General features: G+C 45.7%; 17 protein-coding genes. 14 read left to right on the top strand and 3 right to left on the bottom strand.

Translation table 11 applies throughout. From position 1 onward, the window contains the following. Window positions 1-186: 186 nt before the first annotated feature. The 6 genes from MHI06_RS25170 (at window position 187) to MHI06_RS25145 (ending at window position 9014) form a co-directional block, all read left to right on the top strand. Window positions 187-3033, top strand: coding sequence for an ATP-binding protein (locus MHI06_RS25170; protein WP_340399471.1), 2847 nt, complete (start codon window positions 187-189; stop codon window positions 3031-3033). 338 nt (window positions 3034-3371) lie between these two features. Further along, the gene (locus MHI06_RS25165; protein ID WP_340399470.1) at window positions 3372-4718 is read left to right on the top strand and encodes a cytochrome ubiquinol oxidase subunit I; all 1347 of its coding nucleotides are present in this window, start codon (window positions 3372-3374) and stop codon (window positions 4716-4718) included. Further along, window positions 4715-5749: a cytochrome d ubiquinol oxidase subunit II gene (locus MHI06_RS25160; RefSeq protein ID WP_169481476.1), complete on the top strand. Its 1035-nt coding sequence runs from the start codon at window positions 4715-4717 to the stop codon at window positions 5747-5749. The genes MHI06_RS25165 and MHI06_RS25160 overlap by 4 nt, the downstream gene beginning before the upstream one ends. An 8-nt stretch (window positions 5750-5757) precedes the next feature. Beyond that, on the top strand, window positions 5758-5913 hold the full coding sequence (locus tag MHI06_RS25155; protein WP_340399469.1) for a hypothetical protein: 156 nt from the start codon (window positions 5758-5760) through the stop codon (window positions 5911-5913). A gap of 71 nt (window positions 5914-5984) precedes the next feature. Continuing rightward, the gene (locus MHI06_RS25150; protein ID WP_340399468.1) at window positions 5985-7031 is read left to right on the top strand and encodes an MBL fold metallo-hydrolase; all 1047 of its coding nucleotides are present in this window, start codon (window positions 5985-5987) and stop codon (window positions 7029-7031) included. Between the two features lie 357 nt (window positions 7032-7388). Further along, complete coding sequence (locus MHI06_RS25145) at window positions 7389-9014, top strand: ATP-binding cassette domain-containing protein (protein WP_017692260.1); 1626 nt, start codon at window positions 7389-7391, stop codon at window positions 9012-9014. Window positions 9015-9129: 115 nt separating this feature from the next. Here MHI06_RS25145 and MHI06_RS25140 read toward each other — a convergent pair whose 3' ends face one another. Beyond that, window positions 9130-9318 carry a hypothetical protein gene (locus tag MHI06_RS25140; RefSeq protein ID WP_017692261.1) on the bottom strand — a complete coding sequence of 63 codons (189 nt, stop codon included), beginning with the start codon at window positions 9316-9318 and terminating at the stop codon, window positions 9130-9132. 291 nt (window positions 9319-9609) lie between these two features. On the opposite strand from MHI06_RS25140, the gene MHI06_RS25135 reads away from it, so the two are divergent. Then, window positions 9610-10497, top strand: coding sequence for a cation diffusion facilitator family transporter (locus MHI06_RS25135; RefSeq protein ID WP_169481478.1), 888 nt, complete (start codon window positions 9610-9612; stop codon window positions 10495-10497). Between the two features lie 91 nt (window positions 10498-10588). Here MHI06_RS25135 and MHI06_RS25130 read toward each other — a convergent pair whose 3' ends face one another. Together MHI06_RS25130 and MHI06_RS25125 are read right to left on the bottom strand one after the other, a co-directional pair. Beyond that, complete coding sequence (locus MHI06_RS25130; protein ID WP_340399467.1) at window positions 10589-11101, bottom strand: hypothetical protein; 513 nt, start codon at window positions 11099-11101, stop codon at window positions 10589-10591. 372 nt (window positions 11102-11473) lie between these two features. Then, entirely contained in the window at window positions 11474-11638 is a 165-nt protein-coding gene (locus tag MHI06_RS25125; protein WP_017692264.1) for a DUF1328 domain-containing protein, read from the bottom strand. 220 nt (window positions 11639-11858) lie between these two features. Here MHI06_RS25125 and MHI06_RS25120 point away from each other — a divergent pair, with 220 nt between their 5' ends. The 7 genes from MHI06_RS25120 (at window position 11859) to MHI06_RS25090 (ending at window position 21311) form a co-directional block, all read left to right on the top strand. Further along, window positions 11859-12368, top strand: a complete 510-nt coding sequence (locus tag MHI06_RS25120) for a DUF948 domain-containing protein (protein WP_169481479.1) — start codon at window positions 11859-11861, stop codon at window positions 12366-12368. Between the two features lie 68 nt (window positions 12369-12436). Continuing rightward, window positions 12437-12970 (top strand): hypothetical protein, encoded by a 534-nt coding sequence (locus MHI06_RS25115; protein ID WP_340399466.1) that lies wholly within the window; start codon window positions 12437-12439, stop codon window positions 12968-12970. Between the two features lie 94 nt (window positions 12971-13064). Beyond that, complete coding sequence (locus tag MHI06_RS25110; RefSeq protein WP_062836465.1) at window positions 13065-13409, top strand: general stress protein; 345 nt, start codon at window positions 13065-13067, stop codon at window positions 13407-13409. Between the two features lie 358 nt (window positions 13410-13767). Further along, window positions 13768-14937 (top strand): fused response regulator/phosphatase, encoded by a 1170-nt coding sequence (locus MHI06_RS25105; protein WP_062836466.1) that lies wholly within the window; start codon window positions 13768-13770, stop codon window positions 14935-14937. Beyond that, window positions 14934-18659, top strand: a complete 3726-nt coding sequence (locus MHI06_RS25100) for a response regulator (RefSeq protein ID WP_340399465.1) — start codon at window positions 14934-14936, stop codon at window positions 18657-18659. The genes MHI06_RS25105 and MHI06_RS25100 overlap by 4 nt, the downstream gene beginning before the upstream one ends. Window positions 18660-18745: 86 nt before the next feature. After that, window positions 18746-19618, top strand: coding sequence for a protein-glutamate O-methyltransferase CheR (locus MHI06_RS25095; RefSeq protein WP_340399464.1), 873 nt, complete (start codon window positions 18746-18748; stop codon window positions 19616-19618). Between the two features lie 16 nt (window positions 19619-19634). Then, window positions 19635-21311, top strand: a complete 1677-nt coding sequence (locus MHI06_RS25090) for a response regulator (RefSeq protein WP_340399463.1) — start codon at window positions 19635-19637, stop codon at window positions 21309-21311. Window positions 21312-21321 lie beyond the last annotated feature (10 nt).

Below are 21321 nucleotides of genomic sequence, written 5' to 3'. Positions count from 1 at the left end.
GCATGAATGCAGTTTTTTTGCCGAGCGATCAGAATTTCCCAAATCTACATCAAGTGCTAATTACAGTATAATAGATCAGAACGATTTGAGGGGAAAAAAAGTAGATTGTATCCGCTGAAGTTTATGGGGGGAACCAACGTTGTTGTTAAATATAGAACAAAAAAATAACCTTGAGGGCAGTTGCTTATGGATCGTATAAAGGCAAGCCAACTGCTGGAGTGGGTCGTGCTGAAGCTGAGGATACCCTGGATTGGAACCAGTATTCTGATCATTCTTGGCTCACTAAGTACTATTTTTCCACTTACTTTATTCTATGGTGTACAGTTTATGGTTGGCAGCGCAGCAGCACTCATTGCTCTTCGTTTACATGGGGCTATCTATGGATTTGTCACCCTTACAGTCATCCATCTGCTGAATACCACCGTTGTTGGCTTCGAGCCGCGGAACTTAACGGTAATGATTGCGCATTTCATTGAACTGATCTGGATGCTCGGTTGGCAGTTGCGTTGGAAGAATGGCAGCCTAATCAAGGCTAATGCTGTCTTCTGGGTAGTGATGCTACTTCCAGTCATCTATTGCGGACATTATCTATTGAGACTGAATATTGAAGATTTGAAGTATGAGTATATGTATATTGCCGTGATTGGCATGGTGAATGCGCTGATCGCGGGTATTGTGGTGGATTTCTGGATTACTACGGGTGAGCACAAATCAAAGCGCACAGGAACCATTCCACTCACAAGAATTGCATTTAAATACGTAGTCGCCTTCGTGGTGTTTGTTTCTCTCCTATTGTTATCCGCAGATAGCCGCAGACAATTGAGTCAAATAAATGATGCCATTATACGTGATATGAAACATGCAGCAAATGCCGTTGTCCAGGATCTGGACGAACAGTATGTTACCTCGGAGAATATGGATCAGAACATGGCGCGGTATCATCATCTTTTGGGTGTGAATGTGATTTTGCTGAATCGGAATGATACAGTCGTCGCTTCTGGTTTGAATACACTGCAGGCTGGCGAGTATCTGGACATGGATAAATACAGTCTCCTTAAGTCGAAAGATAACCTTATTCTGTTAAGCTCCGAGAATATCCATTACAGCGATGTATTGAATCACTGGAAACAGGCATCTTTCATCTATGAAGCGGAGATGACAGTTGTAACACCTTATAGGGTATTCATTGAGACCGGCTCAGCCAAGTATTATCCCCGAATAGAATCGATCTACCTGTCAACGTTGCAATCCCTGTTCATCATCATCGTTGCTTCCATGATTGTGGCGGCTCCTCTGAGCAGTAAGGTCGTTAGTCCACTCTTAAGACTAACCAGGATGACAGGTTCTCTTCCGAGGCTGTTGTTTCGAAATGGGAAGATGGAATGGCCAACGAGCCATGTAACCGAAGTGCAGATTCTTATTGGTAATTTGCGTAAAATGGCTGATGTATTGCTGGAACAATTCGAACAGATTCGTCACGATAAGTTAACGCTGGAGGACAGGGTCATAGAGCGGACCAAGGAACTCAAGAATAGTGAAGAAGTCAAACGTGCGATTATTGAATCGTCGATTGATGCGATTATCGCTGTGGACTCCAATGGAATCATCGTTGAGTTTAATCCGGAGGCCGAAAGAATGTTTGGATTGCTTCGGGAAGAAGTGATCCTGATGAAGGAAGCACCGTCTCTTTTTCAAGGGGCAAGCTGCATGGAGATTAAGACATTGCTGGAGCGATTCGAATATGTTGAAGGCAAGAGATACACGATCGTAGATGAAATTTCAGGTATTCGCCGGGATGGTTCCGTCTTTCCGATTGAGTACAAAATTGTTGAAATTCAGCTCGGTAAGAATGAGACGTTGTATAACCTGTTTATTAAGGATATTACGGAGCGAACAAGAGCAGAAGAAGACCGTGTACGTCATGCCCTTGCACTGGAAAAGCTGAATTCGGAGCTGTTACATGAAAAAAGTGCCATCCAGGAACAGCGGGATATCAGCGAGCAATTTATAGAATCCGTTCGGGAAGGGCTCGTCATGTCAGATCGATCAGGCACGATAACCATCGTCAACCGAAGGATAGAAGAGATGTTTGGTCTGGGTAATTTCCTGGGTAGATCCATTGAAGATTTGGCTCAGGCAATTGATACGATGGTATTGACCGATAACTTCAATCTGTTGGAACAGACGAAAGCGTTCCTGGATGGAGAAACGGCATTTATCGAGACTGAATTTATTTTTAACAATGTGGAGAAAAGTGTATTTTCCTTGTACATGAAGCAGATGGATGTTCCCGGTAAAAATCATGGATTCCTGCTGGTCTTCCGTGACCGGACAGGAGAAGAGCGGCTGGATCGGATGAAAAATGAGCTGATTAGCGTGGTATCTCATGAACTTCGAACACCTGTAGCTACCATTATGGGATATGTGGAACTCATGATGATGTATGACCTTCCGGCAGCTCAAAGGCAGGAATTCATGCAGACCATCTCCTCAGAGGGCATGCGGCTGAGCAGTTTGCTGGATGATGTGCTTGATATTCAGCGCCTCGACAATGAAGGTATGGCCTACCATATGACCTATGTACCGCTAGTTGAACTGGTAGAAGGCGTAGTTGATCAATGGAATATGAAGTCCGTTCAGCGAATCCATGTGCATACGTTTAATGGGGACTTTTTTGCTTATGCTGACCAGAACAGGATGGTTCAAGTTCTTCATAATCTGGTGGGTAATGCGGTCAAATACTCACCGGGAGCCGATCGGATTGATGTTACATTATGGGAAGAAGAGGAATGGTTATGTATCGACGTGCGTGATTACGGTATAGGTATTGACGAGAAAGAGAAGGACATGTTGTTCAACAAATTCTATCGTGTGGATAATTCGGATCATCGACAGATTGGTGGAACAGGAATCGGGTTGTACATTTCCCGCAAAATTGTAGAGGATCACAACGGTACACTGACCTTCATATCTGCCCCGGACAAAGGAAGCACGTTCAAGGTTCGACTGCCGAAACAGGATGTGCTGCTTTAAACATAATGATTAGGAATGAAGAAGCCTTTACCTTTTGGCGCGCAAGCGTGATGAGAGGTAAAGGCTTTTTTTGTTTTTTCAATGTCCCGGATAAAAAAACCTATTCTTTTGCACACTGTATATAGAGCCATAATTTGCATCCCATGCCAAAGGAGGACGGCAGCTATATGTTCCGTAAACAAGAGAAAACACTCATCATCGTCTGTCTGGTCGCAGCTGTGGTTGTACTGTATGCCGTGGTGAAAAGCATCATTCGAATCATGAGTTATTGAGATACACGTTCAAGCAGAGTGATCTGCTGTCGTACATAAACGATTATGTGAAAGAGGAGTGTAACCATGTCATCCCTGGATCCTGTTTTGCTCAGCCGGATACTGACCGGTCTTACCCTGTTTGTGCATATTATTTTTGCCTCCATCGGTGTAGGCGTTCCCCTCATGATTGCCTTGGCCGAGTGGCGAGGGCTACGAACCAATGATATCCATTACACCTTGCTGGCACGCCGTTGGGCGCGAGGCTTTGTCATTACTGTTGCCGTGGGCGTCGTTACAGGCACCTCCATCGGATTACAGCTCAGTCTGCTGTGGCCGATGTTTATGCGGGTAGCGGGTCAGGCGATAGCCCTGCCGCTGTTTATGGAGACGTTTGCCTTTTTTATCGAGGCGATCTTTCTTGGGATTTACCTCTATACGTGGGATCGTTTCAAAAAGAAATATACGCATATGCTGCTGTTGATACCAGTCGCACTGGGATCATCGGCCTCTGCGATTTTCATTACGACGGTGAATTCCTTCATGAACCAGCCTCAGGGATTCACCTTGATTAATGGCATCATGAAGGACATCCACCCGATTGCTGCGATGTTAAATCCGGCGACGCCAACCAAGGTATCTCATGTACTCGCCTCATCCTACACCCTGAGTGCAGGTATCCTGGCGGGGATAGCCGCCTTCAGTTTGCTCCGGGGAAGGGACCATGTGTATTACAAAAAAGCACTGAAACTCACGACGGTGTCTGCACTCGTATTTGCGATCAGTACCGTCATGATCGGAGACTCCTCCGGTAAATTTCTGGCGAAATATCAGCCGGAGAAGCTGGCTGCCGCAGAATGGCATTTCAAGACAATGAAGAAGGCACCGCTCGTCTATGGCGGTATTCTGGATGAGAATAATGAAGTGAAATACGCCATTGAGATTCCCTATGCCCTTAGCATTTTGGCGGGTAATCGTCCAGATACGGAAGTGAAAGGTCTCGAAGAGTATCCTGCGGATCTAAGACCACCGCTGTCCATACATTATATGTTCGACCTGAAGGTCACAACCGGAGTGATCATCCTGATGATTCCTGTGTTATATGTACTGCGGCGCTGGTTGCCAGGACGTAAGCCATATCCCAAATGGCTACTGCTCGGTATTGTCTTGCTGGGGCCACTGGCCATGATTGCGATCGAACTTGGGTGGATGTTCGCTGAGGTCGGCAGGCAGCCCTGGATCTTACGCGGGTATATGAAGGTATCGGAAGCTGCAACGACGTCAACATCGGTAGGGTGGATGCTGGTATTGTTCATCTTGTTGTATCTAATCCTGTGTTTCTCGTGCATTCGGGTACTCAGCAAGTTGTTCCGTAACAAGGAAGCAGAGAAGGAACTGGAGTCTCTGGGGCTTGAAGGAGGGATCGTGCATTGAGTTTCGAAATTGCAGGCATTGCGATATTGTGGACGTTTTTGTTCGGATATCTGATCGTGGCTTCGATTGATTTCGGTGCAGGTTTTTTCAGCTTCTACAGCATATTGACCGGGCACGAGAACAAGATTCATAACATCATTCAGCGCTATTTGTCTCCCGTGTGGGAAGTGACGAATGTGTTTCTGATCTTTTTTGTGGTCGGACTGGTCGGGTTTTATCCGGACAGCGCCTTTTATTACGGGACGGCTTTGTTGGTTCCGGGTTCCCTAGCCATTGTACTGCTTGCCATCCGGGGTGTGTATTACGCCTACAATACCTATGGCAACCATGGGCAGAACAGCCGGATCTACATGGCATTGTATGGAGCGACGGGATTGCTGATTCCAGCCGTGTTCTCCACCATTTTGGCGATATCCGAAGGCGGGATCATTGAAGAGGTGGGCGATCAGGTGTTTTTTCGTTGGCGTGAATTCTTGACGAATCCTTATACCTGGTCAGTTGTATTGCTTGCACTGGTTAGTGTGCTGTACATCTCGGCGATGTTTCTTTCCTACTATGCAAAGCGAGCTGGGGATGAGCCGGCATTCGAGGTACTTCGAGAGTACGCGCTGCTCTGGAGCTTGCCGACTATTTTCGCGAGCTTTCTGGCTTTTCTGCAGATTAACAAACAGAATCCCGCACACTTTGAGCAGATGGTGAATATTTCATGGATGTTCATCGCTTCGTTTATATGTTTTGTCATTGCGGTGTCGCTGGTGTGGAAACGCAGATATCTGGGCTGGTGCTTTATCGCTGTCATGCTTCAGTTTGCCTTTGCATGGTATGGTTACGGGCGATCCCACCTTCCGTATATCCTTTATCCCTACATTAATATTTACGACAGCTTTACGAATCGCACGATGGGGATTGCGCTGATTACGGCGTTCAGCCTGGGGCTGCTTGTGCTCATTCCTTCGCTTGTGCTGATTATGAAGCTGTTCCTGTTTGATGCCAATTATGTACGCGGTAATTCTGGTAAAAAGAAAGGATGAGTCTGTTCATGGTCCTTACTGAGGGAGTCACGGGGATACCTGGTATAACCGGATTGAGCTTTTTTGAGACATTCACCATTATGTATGCCCCACCACTCATTATTATCGCTGCGATTGCCTTTCTGTTCGTGTATCTGGCCGTATGCAAAAATCCGCAGGATTGATTGGTTGGTACGTGCATTCCCATTTAGGGTAATCAGTTGTTAAGAAATGAGGAAGGGAGGAGGGCCCTTTCATGCCTAAAATCCGTTATAACAACATTGATAATGTAAGTACGGACAAAACGCTGAAGGAATTCAAGCAATGGAGGGAGCAACGGCGGAGCAAAGTGAAGGACTATTCCTACACCGTGCCCAAACACCCGCCTGAACTGGATTATCTGCATGCCAATCGGGATGACACGAGTATTACCTGGATTGGTCACTCCACGTTTTTCATTCAATATTATGGATTGAACATCGTGACTGACCCGGTGTGGGCCGAAAAAATGGGATTTCAACGAAGGCTCGGTGCCCCTGGCATTCCGATTCAGGACATTCCACCTTTGGATGTCATTCTCATATCCCATTCCCACTATGATCATCTGCATCTGGCTTCCTTGCGTAAGCTGATTACAGCCAAGACGTTGCTGATCGTACCCGATGGTCTGAAGCGCAAAATGATTCGCAAAGGGTTCCATCGCTGCCAGGAGATGAAGTGGTGGGATCATATGACACTTGGCGGAGTCAAAATAACTTTTGTGCCGGCACAGCACTGGACGCGCCGAACGCTATTCGATACCAATACGTCCCATTGGGGAGGTTATGTATTGGAACAGAGCCATCTGGCTACGCCATCAGCAACGGAAAGTGCTGCAACAACGAGTGATCCGGACCAATCATCCGCGGAATCAGAGAAGAACGAAACAGCTAAAGAATCTGGCGGCCCGCCTGTGTTGTATTTTGTGGGTGATACAGGTTACTTCCAGGGCTTCAAAACGATTGGAGAGCGCTTTGACATAGGTGTTACCCTGATGCCAATCGGTGCCTACGATCCAGAATGGTTCATGACTTCTCAACATGTGACACCAGAAGAAGCGCTGCAAGGATTCGTTGAATCCGGTTCCCAGCTCATGGTGCCGATGCATTACGGCACATTCAAGCTGGCGGATGATACACCCAAGGAAGCACTGGATCGACTGGAAGTCGAACGTGAGCGGCTTGGTATCGGCAAAGAGCGGATTCGGGTGCTTGGTCATGGCGAAACGCTCCGCATTCACCACGAGCAAGGCAAACAGGACTAGGGCATATCTCAAAACTCGCTGAAGTGCATCTTTTACCGCCTTTTCGCCCCCTGCTGCGTCACTTTCCCTTGACGTGCCCCGGCACGCCTGCGGAAAACTTCCTTGCTTGGAGCTTCCTTCGGAGTTTTCAGACACGCCCTAACAAAAGCGAGCCAAATATGTTAATGTAGGGGTATGCCTGCATGAACAGTATATTTACCAAATCTTTAATAAGTAAAAAGCGGCCAATTTTCGAATTTGCCGCTTTTTTGTGTTATAATATGGTGCCAGAATAGGCATCGGGATATTGAATCCATGATTTACGCAACTTGCTATTCATGCAGTATGCAGATTAACCAATAAAGGATGGTATGCTTAATGATCAGTACAAGCGGCATCACGCTCCGCTACGGAAAACGTGCACTTTTTGAAGATGTAAATATCAAATTCACGCCAGGAAACTGTTACGGCCTGATCGGCGCCAACGGAGCCGGCAAATCAACATTCTTGAAAATTTTGTCCGGTGAAATTGAATCGAACTCGGGAGAGGTGCACATCACCCCGGGCGAACGTATGGCCGTTTTGAAGCAAAACCACTTCGAATATGATGAGTATCCGGTTCTCGAAACTGTAATTATGGGTCATAGTCGTCTCTATGCCATTATGAAAGAAAAAGATACGCTGTATGCCAAAGCGGATTTCACGGAAGAAGATGGCCTGCGTGCAGGTGAGCTTGAAGGTGAATTTGCCGAGTTGAATGGCTGGGATGCTGAGCCGGATGCAGCGGCACTCCTGATCGGTCTTGGTATCGATCGTGATATGCATGAGAAGAAAATCGTTGAACTGAGCGGAAACGAAAAAGTTCGTGTTCTGCTTGCACAAGCCTTGTTTGGTCGTCCAAACAACCTGTTGCTCGATGAGCCTACCAACCACTTGGATCTCGAATCCATTCAATGGCTGGAGAACTTCTTGATGGACTATGAAGGTACTGTTATTGTCGTATCCCATGACCGTCACTTCCTGAACAAAGTATGTACACACATTGCGGATATCGACTTTGGTAAAATCCAGTTGTACGTAGGTAACTACGATTTCTGGTACGAATCCAGTCAATTGGCACTTGCTTTGCAGCGTGATGCCAACAAGAAAAAAGAAGAAAAGATTAAAGACTTGCAAGCCTTTATTCAACGCTTCTCGGCGAATGCCTCGAAATCGAAGCAGGCGACTTCCCGTAAGAAACAGCTCGACAAAATCACGCTGGATGACCTTCGTCCTTCGAACCGTAAATATCCGTTTATCAACTTCAAGCCTGAGCGTGAAGCGGGTAAACAATTATTGACCGTAGATCGCATCAGCAAATCGGTTGATGGTGTGAACATGCTGAATGATATCAGCTTTGTGGTGAACAAAGGCGATAAAATTGCATTTGTTGGACCGAACGGGAATGCCAAGTCACTATTGTTTGATATTCTTATGGGTGAAACGGAATTGGATAGCGGCGAATTCACTTGGGGCGTAACTACAACTCAAGCTTATTTCCCGAAAGACAACTCCCAATATTTTGACGGTGTAGACATGACTCTCGTCGATTGGCTCCGTCAATATTCTAAAGATCAGGATGAAACGTATCTACGTGGATTCTTGGGACGTATGCTGTTCTCAGGTGAGGAATCCCTGAAAAAGGCAAGTGTACTCTCCGGGGGCGAGAAAGTTCGCTGTATGCTCGCGAAAATGATGCAGACTGGTGCGAACGCATTGATTCTGGATGAGCCTACCAACCACTTGGATCTCGAATCCATTACAGCATTGAACAATGGTATGATTGATTTTGACGGCACCATGCTGTTTACATCCCATGACCATCAGTTTATTCAAACTATCTCTAACCGGATTATCGAAATTACGCCGACGGGCATCATTGATCGCCAAATGAGCTATGACGAATATCTGGAAAGTGATGAAATCAAAGAACTGCGCAAAAAAATGTATCCGGTAGAAGCTTAAACTAAGTCTGATCTACAGGCACATTATGCATAGGAACATAAAAGAACCGCAAGCCTCTGTGAAGAGGGCTTGCGGTTCTTTTTGCAGTCAATGGGTTTCTCTACGGTCCTAAGACCTAAGATCCACCAGTACGGCGACGTTGGTTGTTAGGCTTCTTGTTGTTTTGACTCTTCATCGCTTTCGGTCCGCCTTCAAAGTAGGCGCTGGATTGGTTACCGGAATTTGCTTGTTCTTTCTTTTGCGCCAGCTTCTGGCGTATAGCATCCTGCAAACTGACCTTTTTTGGTTCGTTATTTTCGCTCATCGTTATTTCCCTCCCGGTCTTACAGTAAGCCGTCCAGATTGGACGGGATGTACCTATTTTATACGTTTTACAAAAGCCCCACAAGGGCAACCTGATAAAATGCTCAAATCCCTTGGGTTTTACCGGGGCCAACATTCTTTCTCATCACCTACAGCTCTGCCATCTGGCAACTTTGTTTCGGCTTTCCTACAGCAATGCAGCCTGGCAACACTGTTTCTGTAGACCCACACGCTATGCATTTGGTAACATGGAAAAACCGTAATACGAAACGTAAAAGGAGTGTCGCCCGGTTTGAACGCTTATGAAGAAATACGAAAAGGGGAGCGAGGGGCTTGGGTTAGCATCGTAGCCTATCTCGTCTTGTCCGCCTTTAAGCTGATCTGTGGATATTTATTTGCTTCTAGCGCTTTGCTGGCGGATGGTTTTAATAACCTTACGGATATTGTGGCGTCCATTGCAGTTTTGATCGGGCTTCGGATCTCACAGAAACCACCTGATTCGGATCATGCCTATGGTCATTTTAGAGCGGAAACTGTTGCTGCTTTGGTGGCTTCATTTATTATGGCTATGGTTGGTCTGCAAGTGTTGGTTGAAGCCGTTCGTTCCTGGTATGAAGGAGCCTTTGTTGCTCCTAACTTGTGGGCAGCAGCAGTGGCTGTGGTCTGTGCGTTAGTTATGTTGGGCGTATACCGTTACAATCATCGTCTGGCTAAACAAATTAACAGTCAGGCTCTTATGGCTGCGGCCAAAGATAATCGCTCGGATGCCTGGGTCAGCATAGGCGCTGCAGTTGGGATTATAGGTGCGCAGTTTGGACTTCCTTGGCTGGATAAAGTAGCTGCGATTGCTGTAGGACTGTTGATCTGCAAGACGGCTTGGGAGATTTTCCGCGATTCCACACATCGCCTTACGGATGGATTTGATCAGAAAGAACTGACGGATCTTAGATCCTCTGTGGCTCGGGTTCCCGGCGTTGAGATGATCAAGGATGTGAAGGCACGTGTGCATGGCAGTCATGTACTTGTGGATGTGGTTATTGAAGTGGACGGAGGCCTAAGCCTGATTGAAGGCCATCAGATCTGTGACCGAGTGGAAGAGCGGTTGAAGCGATCACATAACATCATGCATGTGCATGTACATGTGGAACCGAAGATGGATGAGGTCACGGGAAACCCTTGAACAGGGCGTGAACATGTTGGAAAATTAAAAGAGGACAGCTGCGATTATACGCGCTGTCCTCTTTACTTATCGTTAGAACGATTATACGATATTATTGAATGGCAACGTGGATCCAAGCTTTACCTTTCCACGTGTACACTTGCACCCATTCACCGCCGTCGAATCCGTCTACCACTTCACCTGTTGTATCGATGATTTGGGAGCCCAGTGCGCCGATTGGTTTACCGTTAGGTGCATCATAGAACCAAGTGCGCTCCAGAAGATTCAGCAACATCGTAGGTACCAGTACTTCATCGCCTGGTTTTACAAGTGGCTCTTCAAACATTTTGTCATCTGTAGTCGTAGCTGGAGTTTCAGTTTCCGTTGTAGTTGAAGTGCCTTCTGTGGCTGTCGTTTCTGTTGTTGTACCTGTTACCGTCTCAGCAGTACCTTCTACCGTTTCTACAGCAGGTTTGTTCACTTCAACAGCCGGAGTTGTTGTTGTCGTAGCTTCTGTTCCTGTTTCCGGAGTCACTGTTCCAGTAACCGCTTCCTCAGCACCAGCAGCGGCAGCCATCGAACCCATCAACGTTAATGCAGCGGCAAAACTTACGATTTTTTTCATTTGTATTTCCTCCTCGGTTTGTTATGTAATTTGTTGTCCTGTGTTAAAAGTAACCAAGCAAGCTACCCTATGAATCATAAATTATAACAATATTTTCTTGCATTCTCCAGTGTCAACTGGCGCATATGTGGGTATATAGCAAGCCTGTAAATATCATACTTCGGTGGGATAAAACCGGGTTGGCTATCTCAAAAAAGTCCTGTTTTTAAGGATTCAGTGGGCGAGCGGATTGGAATAAAGCGGGAGGGAGTGCAATACATAATATAGAAAAGTTGACCTATGCCTGAACGCACAAAAGCCAATCGGCTTGGTAGCACGATCGGCTTTTGTATGTATTCGTTATTCAGCATTCAGTCATAACAGAGACTGAGGTTATCGCATTCGGCTGCGTCCTGTAATGAGGGAGATTACGAACAGTACTACAAAGATGAAGAAGAGTACTTTAGCGATTGAAGCAGCTGCTTCAACAATACCGAAGAATCCGAAAATACCTGCTACCAGTGCAATAATTAGAAATAATACAGACCATTTCAACATGAGGTTTCATCCTTTCGTTTACTTAATTGTGGAGTGAGTTGTGTTCACCTCACCGCCTTGTGTAGTCTAACTTTAACCGGGGGCTATCCGGTTGAAACATTGGTTTTTTTTCCAACCGCGGGCATAGTTGAAGTAAACTGTTATTTTGTTTCGTCCGGGAAATCGCCGGGTAACTATAGCAATAACAAACTGATGCACATATGGAAAGAGAGGTTCTTCTATGATCTATCAAATTAGCGTGGCCCTGATTGCAGTGGCATTTGCAGTACTGGTTTTCTTTTTAATTCGTACCTTGAAATCCGCCCAAGGTTCTTTGGACAATGTCTCACAGACATTACAGGAGGTACAGAAGACCATTGATGAACTTAGTTATGAAGTGAAGCAGACGGTAAGACATGCCAATGATATTACGGTGGATGTACAGCACAAAATGAAAAAAATCGATCCTGTTATGGAATCTGTTGAGAATCTGGGAGAAGTGTTGAATGAAGTGACGGCAGCAGCCAAACAAGTCTCCACGACGCTGATGGCAAAATTTCAGACCAAACGTAACAACACTGAACAGACCAAGCATGCTGAATCGGTTCATGTAACTGCACCGCCTGCTACATCAACGGATCGTACCCTGCAATCCTATGAAGCTACATATAATGGTGAAGCTAAGGGCGGGAAAAACTGGATGAAGTATATTGATGTTGCAGCGAATGTATGGCAACGGATGCGTAAATAACATGATCGCTTTGTAATCCAAAAAGAAACCTTCAGAGCGGTGATGAACCTGATGAAAGGGTGAGAATCATGATGAAACTACTGCTTGTGATGTTTAGCGTAATTTCTCCCTTTTCCGTTCAACCGGCAGCGGTACCCGCTGCTCACGATATGCAATGGACGGCAATGGAAGAGAAGGCGTCAGAGGTGACTCTGGCTGTTGATCGATCCGAGACTTTCCAGCATTTTCGGACTCTGAATGGCGTTTCTCTGGATGACAGCATGAACGAATTGTTTGCCAAGAAGGGCCAGCCGGTGCATAAGAAGGAAGATCCTTATCTGGGGTGCCCTGAATATCACTTTCAAGATGTGAAGATTGGCTTGTGTGAAGATACAGATGTTATTCATTATGTGCATATCGATGCATCTGAGGATCACATCAAGTTAAACGGAAAGAGAATCGAGATGAATTTTGAAGCGATCCATCAAGCTTTAGGCAAACCCTATTATGTGGCTGAGGATGGAGAAGTATTTCTCCGTGGAGACCAGGCGTTAAAGGTATATATGAAGTCAGGCTCCAGCCAGATCGATGGTATTGATCTTTTTGATGAAACGGTTTCCTAGGATTGGTTATTACCAAATCGTTTCAACCCCATATAGTATGGTTATATACTAAGTAGCTCGATATAGAAGATTAAATCAGAGGAGAGTGGAAACGATGAATTCAACCAATGCGCAAGCTTATGCAAAAGTGGTAGAAAACGGAGTCCAGGCGGTAGAAGCGGTGAAAGAATTGCAGATTACCGGATACCTTGCTGATCATATCTTTGTTCTCGCCCATGAGAAGGATCGTACAGATCGAATTGCCGATACAGCAGATGCCAAAGAAATCGGCATTAAGGAAGAAGGCGTATTTGATTCCTTGGCGAATCTGTTCCGCTCACGTGGTGATGAACTCCGGGCCAAAATTGTATCGATGGGCTTTACCGAAGCCGAGGCCGACTTCTACGAGAGTGAGCTCGACAAGGGTAAAGTGCTTGTTATTGCTAAAAAGAAAGATTAACCGATATACATCGCAAGTTGAAGCTTGCTGAACATGGACGAGCTTCTGAATCACTTCTGTAAAATGCTTAATCAAAAACATAGATAAGGAATGGGGAAAGCCCCATTCCTTATCTATGTTTTTGCAAGTTTGGAAGCGGGATCAGGACGCTGCAAAAACAGGGTAACAAGCGGGGAGATTACTCTGCGATGGTGCCATTTACTGATAAAGGATGTTCAAAAAGTTTGCGTTTAAGATTATAGTTATACTAGGAATTATTATGTCTACTGCCGTTTTGTATGCAAAATTTGTATAATCAACGTTCGTTTTAACCTAATAAGAATCGACAAACCCGGACGCCACAGATAAGGAGATATCAATGAGAATACTTATTGTTGACGACAATCCGACGAATGTCATTATCATTCGAGAAATTCTGAAAAAAGAAAACTATCGTGACATTGTAACGGCAAGTTCCGCCATGGAAATGTTTGAAGTTTTGGGAATTGGGGAGGAAAGCAACGAACCTCGTCCAAGACCGTCGGATATTGACCTAATTTTGCTAGACATGATGATGCCTGAGATGGATGGCATCGAAGCCTGCAGTATTGTGCAGAAATTTGAAAATCTGAAGGATATACCGATTATTATGGTGACTGCCATCGGTGACTCCAAAAAACTTGCCGAAGCATTGGATGCAGGTGCATCGGATTATGTGACCAAACCGATTAACAAAGTCGAGCTGATGGCCAGAATTCGACTCGCGCTTCGTTTGAAACAGGAGAAGGATTGGCACAAAGAGCGTGATCAACGTATTCAGGATGAACTGAAGCTTGCAGCAATGGTCCAAAATGCCGTATTAAGTCCGGCAATCCGGGACCCGTTGTTTCAAGTGCATGCCATCTATAAACCTTCATTCGAACTTGCAGGTGACCTCTATTCATGGTATCCCCTTGGGGAAGGCCGCTACGGAGTGCTCTTGCTCGACATGATGGGACATGGAATATCTTCATCCCTGTTTACCATGTTTATTGCTTCTGTGTTGAAAGATACGGTTACCACCTATGTCGATCCAGAGAAGGTCATTCAGGAGCTGAACCGTCGCTTTAACCAGCTCCACCTAGAGAAACAATTGGTGCAGTACTATTTCACGGCAATCTATCTGGTCGTTGATACACGGATGAAGCGTATTGATTATGTTAACGCAGGACATCCACCTGCTTTATTTTTCCGAAACGACGGCAGTGTGACTACATTTGACAGCGTCTGCTGTCCAGTTGGTTTATTTGACAAAATGGATATTGAACCACAAACGATTCATTACGAGGGTGACGGGCATATTGCACTCTATACGGATGGATTATTAGAAGCTGTTCAGGGCGGGCAAGAGGAACAACATGAATTCTTGGTCGAAAAACTGACCGGCTCACATCAGTGGAATGAAGCTGCCATGCAGGCACTATTTTTCGACGACGAAATTCCCCAGGAACGGGATGATGATAAATGTTTGGTCTGGATTACTTTGGATAAAGGGGCGGGGGCTGAATGAAGATCAGGAATAAACTGCTGATTGGCTTTACCGCTCTGATGGCCATTTTGATCGTACTCACATTTGTGAGCTATGAACGGCTGAACAGCAGTAATCAGCAGATTGATCAGATGTATCAGGAGCGTTATCTCAAAGTAAGATACACGTCTGCTGCACGTGGAGAGGTTAATGATATTGCCAAAGTGCTGGCTAACTTGTTATTGAATCCGAATAACTCAATTAGTGCAGCTGACGGTGACTTGAAGGAGATGAAGGATCGGGGGGACGGTTATCTCGTAGAAGTAAGAAACCGGGCGGACAGTGCACCTGAACATCAACTAGTGGATCGTGTAAATGCCGCATGGAATGCTTATACAGCCTATGCTACGAGACAGATTAGCCTGATGTCCCAGAATCGGGTAGAAGATGCGAATAACTACCGCAATTCAACAGGGCTTGCGGTGCAAAAAGAAGCTGTGGATAGTTTGAATGCTCTTTCCCGCTACCAGGACCAAGAGATTGATACGGAGATTAAGGACGCTAACGCAGCGTATACGAGAGCGGTACAGATCACCATAAGTATCATGATTGCCGGATTGTTGCTGGCTCTGGGTGTCATTATGTGGGTACTGCCGAGTATTACGCGGGGGCTAAATACCGTATCCATGATGATCACCAGTTTTGGCAAAGGGCGCTATCGTACAATCAGACGCATTCAGGTTAAGTCGACGGACGAGATTGGTCAGATTGCCACTGTGTTCAAAGATGTATCGAGCGATCTGGAAGAAAAACTGGAAGTTGAGAAAGCCTATGTGCAGGCTCAACAGGATCAGAACTGGATGAGTTCGAACATCGCAAGAGTTCCTGAGCTGCTTCGGGGCATTGGTTCCATTCGACAAATCTCCCAGATGTTTATTAGTGAGTTTACACCCGTTCTTGGTGCTCAGTTGGGTGTTGTATACCTCATTGATGAGGAGAAACATCCCGACGAACTGAGACGCTACGGTGCATATGCATTTGAAGAGAACGAAGACGTTGGTAAAGAAATGTACCGGATTGGTGAAGGCCTGATTGGTCAAGCTGCGCTGGATATGACACCAATCGTTTTGGAAAATACGCCGGAAGATTACGTGCATATTGGTTCAGCCTCAGGTTCAACACGTGCTGCGGGCATTATGATCTATCCTGTTGTATTTGAAGATGAACTGATTGGTGTAGTTGAACTGGCTTCCTTTGAAGGGTTCAATGAACTTCATAAACAATTGTTCGCTCAACTGATCATGAACTTGGGCGTAATTTTGAACAACGTTCGACGTCGTTTGCGTGTGGAGGAACTGCTTCGTGAATCTCAAGCACTGACTGAGGAACTGCAAGTTCAATCCGAAGAATTGCAGACACAGCAAGAAGAACTGCGCCGTTCCAATGAGAATCTAGAGGAGCAGACAGAGGCGCTTAAACGTTCCGAAGAATTACTGCAACGTCAGCAGGAAGAGCTGGAACATTTCAATACCGAGCTTATTGCGAAGACGCGGGCGCTTGAAGAGCAAGTGCGTGAAGTCGAAGAGAAGAATGACGAAATTGAGAAAACGAAGACACAGTTGGAACAGCAAGCTACACAGCTGTCGATGACAAGCAAGTACAAGTCCGAATTTTTGGCGAATATGTCGCATGAACTTCGTACACCACTGAACAGTTTGCTCATTCTGTCCCAGTTATTGTCGGAGAACAAGGGTGGAAATCTGACTGACAAGCAGCAGGAATACGCGCAAACCATTTACATGTCGGGTGCGGATCTGCTGAAGATGATTGATGAGATTCTGGATCTGTCCAAAGTGGACGCAGGCAAGATGGATATCAATTATGAGACGGTTCGAATGGAAGAGCTGACCAGCTTTGTTCAGCAAAACTTTGGACCGATGGCGAATAAAAAAGAATTGAACTTGAACATCGAGTTCGACAGCAATTTACCGGAATGGGTATATACCGACAGTCATCGCGTCAAACAGATTTTGCGGAATTTGTTATCGAACGCGTTCAAGTTTACCAATCGTGGTTCGGTCAGTCTGATTGGACAACGGATGAAACCGGAAGAACTGCCGGGTTACATGAACACCAATCAGGAATATCTCGGATTTACTGTGAAAGACACCGGCATTGGTATTCCATCGGACAAGACGGATCTGATCTTTGAAGCGTTCCAGCAAGTGGATGGGACTACAAGTCGCAAATACGGCGGAACGGGTCTGGGATTGTCCATTAGCAGAGAACTGGCACGTTTGCTTGGTGGTGCAATACAGGTAGAATCATCCGAGGGGGAAGGTAGCAGCTTCACCTTGTACCTGCCCGATAATCATGAAGAGGAAGCTCTGGCCGGTGAAGGTGCTTCAAGAGAAGCGGCAGTATCCTCAGAGGCGCTTTATGAACAGTCCATGGAAACACGGACCATGCTTTCAAGCCATCAGTCCATTCTCTCTCCTGATCCGGAGCGAAGCGTGGGTACGGATCTATCTCCTACCCATACGCCTGAAGTGACGCAGATCGAAGATGATCGGGAGAATCTGATGGAAGGTGACAAAATCCTTCTCATTATTGAGGATGACGTGAACTTTGCACATATTTTGATGGATATGGCCAGAGGAAGAGGATTCAAGGCACTTGTTGCCCTGCAAGGCGATAAAGGACTTGAAATGGCTCGTCAATATCTTCCTGATGCCATTATCCTGGATATTCAATTGCCGGTTATGGATGGTTGGACCATTCTGGGCGAGCTGAAGAGCAGTTCGGCAACACGCCATATCCCGGTACATGTGATTTCGGTCATTGATGATATGAAGCAAGGTCTGATGATGGGCGCTATTGCGTATCTGAAAAAACCTTCCAGCAAGGATTCACTGGATAAAGCTTTCTCGCATATCAAATCCTATACCGAGAATCAGTTGAAACGATTGTTGATTGTGGAAGATGATGAGATTCAGCGTAAAGCCATTATAGAATTGATTGGTCATGACGATGTGGCAATCACGGCAGTATCCACAGGCAGTGAAGCTTTGAATGAATTACACACCCAGCGTTATGATTGCATGGTACTGGATCTAATGTTAACGGATATGACCGGGTTCGAGTTGCTCGACCAGATTCGGGATGATGAATATCTCAACGATCTGCCGATTATAATTTATACAGGCAAGGAACTGGATTCCAAGGAAGAAATGAAGCTTCGTAAATATGCGGAATCCATCATTATCAAGGATGTGAAGTCACCGGAACGTTTGCTGGATGAAACCACATTGTTCCTGCATCGGGTAGAAGCCAATTTGCCGGAAGACAAGCGTCGAATTTTACAGAAGCTGCACAACAAAGAAACATTGTTTGAAGGCAAGAAAATATTACTTGTAGATGACGATATTCGTAATGTATTTGCCCTTTCAAGTGTCCTTGAAGGCTATCGCATGGATGTAACCTTTGCAGAGAATGGCCGTGAGGCTCTGGATATCCTGGAGAAAAATCCGGAAATTGATCTGGTACTGATGGACATGATGATGCCAGAAATGGACGGTTACGAAGCGATGACACGAATCAGACAGATCCCGCAGTTTGAAAAATTGCCGATTATTGCGCTTACGGCCAAAGCCATGAAAGAGGATCGAGGCAAATGTATTGAGGCTGGAGCATCTGATTATGTGAAAAAACCGATCCAGACGGATCAATTATTATCCTTAATGCGGGTATGGTTGTATTCGTAAGTTCATTATTCGTAAGTACATTGTTTGGGTAATGAAAGACAATACGACGAATACGCAAGTAACAAATGAAGAAGTGGAGAGAATTTATGACACCGTGGGAACCTACCGAGACGGGGGCAGATTTGGTCCGTATGCCGCAAGATGAAGAGCGCGAGCTGATCGAGATTGAGTTGCTGTTGGAAGGCATGCACCGTTTATATGGATATGATTTTAGAAACTATGCACTGCCATCCCTGAAACGAAGAATCTGGCATCATGCACATGCCGAAGGTGTTAAGAGCATATCCGGCTTGCAGGAGCGTGTGCTTCATGACCGTTCCGCGTTTGAACGTTTTGTACAGAATTTGTCCATCCCTGTGACGGAAATGTTTCGAGATCCCTCGCTTTTCCGAATGTTTCGGGAACAGATTATTCCTATTCTGAGAACATACCCGTATATCCGAATATGGCATGCGGGTTGCTCTACGGGAGAAGAAGTCTATTCCATGGCCATCATGTTGCATGAGGAAGGGCTGTATGACAAGGCAAGAATCTACGCAACGGATATGAATGATCGCTCATTGCAGCAGGCCAAAGAAGGCGTCTACGGTATTGAGAAGATGAAACTGTTTACTACAAATTATTTGGAGGCAGGGGGTACCAAAGCCTTCTCCGAGTACTATACAGCGAAATATAATTCGGTGATATTTCATCCTTTTCTAAGGAAGAACATCATATTCGCCGAGCACAATCTGGCAACAGACCGGTCATTTAATGAGTTTAATGTTATCTTTTGCCGCAATGTCATGATTTATTTCAATGATGAACTGCGGAACCATGTGCATGGGCTGTTTCACGAGAGCTTGAGCCACTTTGGTATTCTGGTTCTGGGGTCGAAAGAATCGATACATTTTACAGAGTTCAGTGATACCTATGAGCCATTAGACCGGACCGAAAAAATATACCGGAAGATCAAATAGGGGGTTAGGGTTAGCCATGGGGCTCAATGAACCAATCCATATATTATTGGTAGATGACCGCCCTGAGAACTTGCTTGCTCTTGAAGCGGTTCTGGAATCGGAACAATATAAACTCGTTAAGGCAACTTCCGGAGAAGAGGCACTCCGCTGTCTGCTAAAAGACGAATTTGCGGTTATCGTACTTGATGTACAGATGCCTGGAATGGACGGAATTGAGACAGCAAAGTTAATTAAGGCACGGGACAAGTCCAAGGATGTGCCGATCATATTCATCTCTGCGAATAGCAGAGAGGCTGAACATTTGTTTGCGGGATATTCAGCCGGGGCCATTGATTACATGGTTAAGCCATTTATTCCTCAGATTTTGAAATCGAAGATCGAGGGCTTTGTGGAGATGTTTATCACCAATAAACGATTGAAGACACAGACCATGCTGCTTCACCAGAAGACACAGGAACTGGAGAAGATGAACCAACAACTCATTCAAGCCAAGGAAGAAGCGGAAATTGCAGCCAATGCGAAGACTGAATTCCTGGCGATGATGAGCCATGAGATTCGCACACCGATGAACGGAGTGATCGGCATGGTGGATCTGCTGATGGAGACGGAATTGAAGGACGATCAGAAGGAGTATGCAGACATTGTTCGTCGCAGTGCGGATGCACTGGTCACGGTCATCAATGACATTCTTGACTTCACCAAGATGGAATCCGGCAAAATGGAACTTGAAGAGCATCCATTTGAATTGGTCTCCTGTATTCGGGAAGTATTGGGATTGTTTGCTGCAGAAGCAGGCAAAAAGAATCTGGAACTGGATTATTTCCTGGAAGATTCGGTCCCTGAATTGATTTACGGAGATATGGCAAGGCTACGCCAGGTTCTCTTGAATCTCATTGCTAATGCAATCAAATTCACCGACCAGGGCGGGGTATATCTGATCGTATCAGTGAATGAGGAAAAGGACGGACAAATGGCGTTGGAGTTTGCTGTTAAGGATACTGGAATAGGTATTGCGTCAGACAAAGTTGACCGCCTGTTCCAGCCGTTTTCTCAGCTTGATACATCCATGACACGCAAGTATGGCGGAACAGGCCTGGGCCTGGCGATCTGCAAGACGCTGGTCGAAATGATGGGTGGACAGATCTATCTCGACACCACAGAGCAACGGGGAGCAACATTTGTATTTACGATTCAGGCGAAACGTTATGTAGAAACAGAACTGGTCCAGAGGAACGGGGAAGAGAAGCTGACGGATGTGAAGAACGAGAATAAATATCCCACCGTATTAATTGTGGATGATCATCCCATTAACCAGAAGCTGATGGCGATTATGCTCAGTAAGCTTGGGTTGCTCTCGGACATCGCTGAAGATGGACAGAGCGCACTGGACATGGTCCTGAGCAGCCGTTATCCCTATGACTATGTGTTCATGGATCTGCAGATGCCTGTTATGGACGGTCTGGAGTGCACACGGCGGATACGAGAGAGCCTGTCCCCGTCTACTCAGCCTATTATTATAGCGATGACGGCTAATGTTATGGAAGGTATTCAGCAACGTTGTACTGCCGCAGGCATGGATGATTATATTAGTAAACCAGTGAAAATGGGCAATGTAAAACAAAAAATAGCCCAGTTTCAAAAACAACGACAAATGTTAAACTCAGGCCCATCTGCCATGAATCATGCCAATTGAAACATTTGCC

Source organism: Paenibacillus sp. FSL H8-0079 (assembly GCF_037991315.1).
In the GTDB taxonomy this organism is placed as follows: Bacteria; Bacillota; Bacilli; order Paenibacillales; family Paenibacillaceae; genus Paenibacillus.
This window is presented reverse-complemented; position numbering and strand designations above follow the sequence as displayed.

Bases quoted from the DNA above. Each gene is read 5' to 3' on its own strand.
- MHI06_RS25170 (WP_340399471.1), top strand. From the start codon at position 187: ATGGATCGTATAAAGGCAAGCCAACTGCTGGAGTGGGTCGTGCTGAAG.
- MHI06_RS25165 (WP_340399470.1), top strand. From the start codon at position 3,372: ATGTCATCCCTGGATCCTGTTTTGCTCAGCCGGATACTGACCGGTCTT.
- MHI06_RS25155 (WP_340399469.1), top strand. From the start codon at position 5,758: ATGGTCCTTACTGAGGGAGTCACGGGGATACCTGGTATAACCGGATTG.
- MHI06_RS25150 (WP_340399468.1), top strand. From the start codon at position 5,985: ATGCCTAAAATCCGTTATAACAACATTGATAATGTAAGTACGGACAAA.
- MHI06_RS25145 (WP_017692260.1), top strand. From the start codon at position 7,389: ATGATCAGTACAAGCGGCATCACGCTCCGCTACGGAAAACGTGCACTT.
- MHI06_RS25140 (WP_017692261.1), bottom strand. From the start codon at position 9,318: ATGAGCGAAAATAACGAACCAAAAAAGGTCAGTTTGCAGGATGCTATA.
- MHI06_RS25130 (WP_340399467.1), bottom strand. From the start codon at position 11,101: ATGAAAAAAATCGTAAGTTTTGCCGCTGCATTAACGTTGATGGGTTCG.
- MHI06_RS25125 (WP_017692264.1), bottom strand. From the start codon at position 11,638: ATGTTGAAATGGTCTGTATTATTTCTAATTATTGCACTGGTAGCAGGT.
- MHI06_RS25120 (WP_169481479.1), top strand. From the start codon at position 11,859: ATGATCTATCAAATTAGCGTGGCCCTGATTGCAGTGGCATTTGCAGTA.
- MHI06_RS25115 (WP_340399466.1), top strand. From the start codon at position 12,437: ATGATGAAACTACTGCTTGTGATGTTTAGCGTAATTTCTCCCTTTTCC.
- MHI06_RS25110 (WP_062836465.1), top strand. From the start codon at position 13,065: ATGAATTCAACCAATGCGCAAGCTTATGCAAAAGTGGTAGAAAACGGA.
- MHI06_RS25105 (WP_062836466.1), top strand. From the start codon at position 13,768: ATGAGAATACTTATTGTTGACGACAATCCGACGAATGTCATTATCATT.
- MHI06_RS25100 (WP_340399465.1), top strand. From the start codon at position 14,934: ATGAAGATCAGGAATAAACTGCTGATTGGCTTTACCGCTCTGATGGCC.
- MHI06_RS25095 (WP_340399464.1), top strand. From the start codon at position 18,746: ATGACACCGTGGGAACCTACCGAGACGGGGGCAGATTTGGTCCGTATG.
- MHI06_RS25090 (WP_340399463.1), top strand. From the start codon at position 19,635: ATGGGGCTCAATGAACCAATCCATATATTATTGGTAGATGACCGCCCT.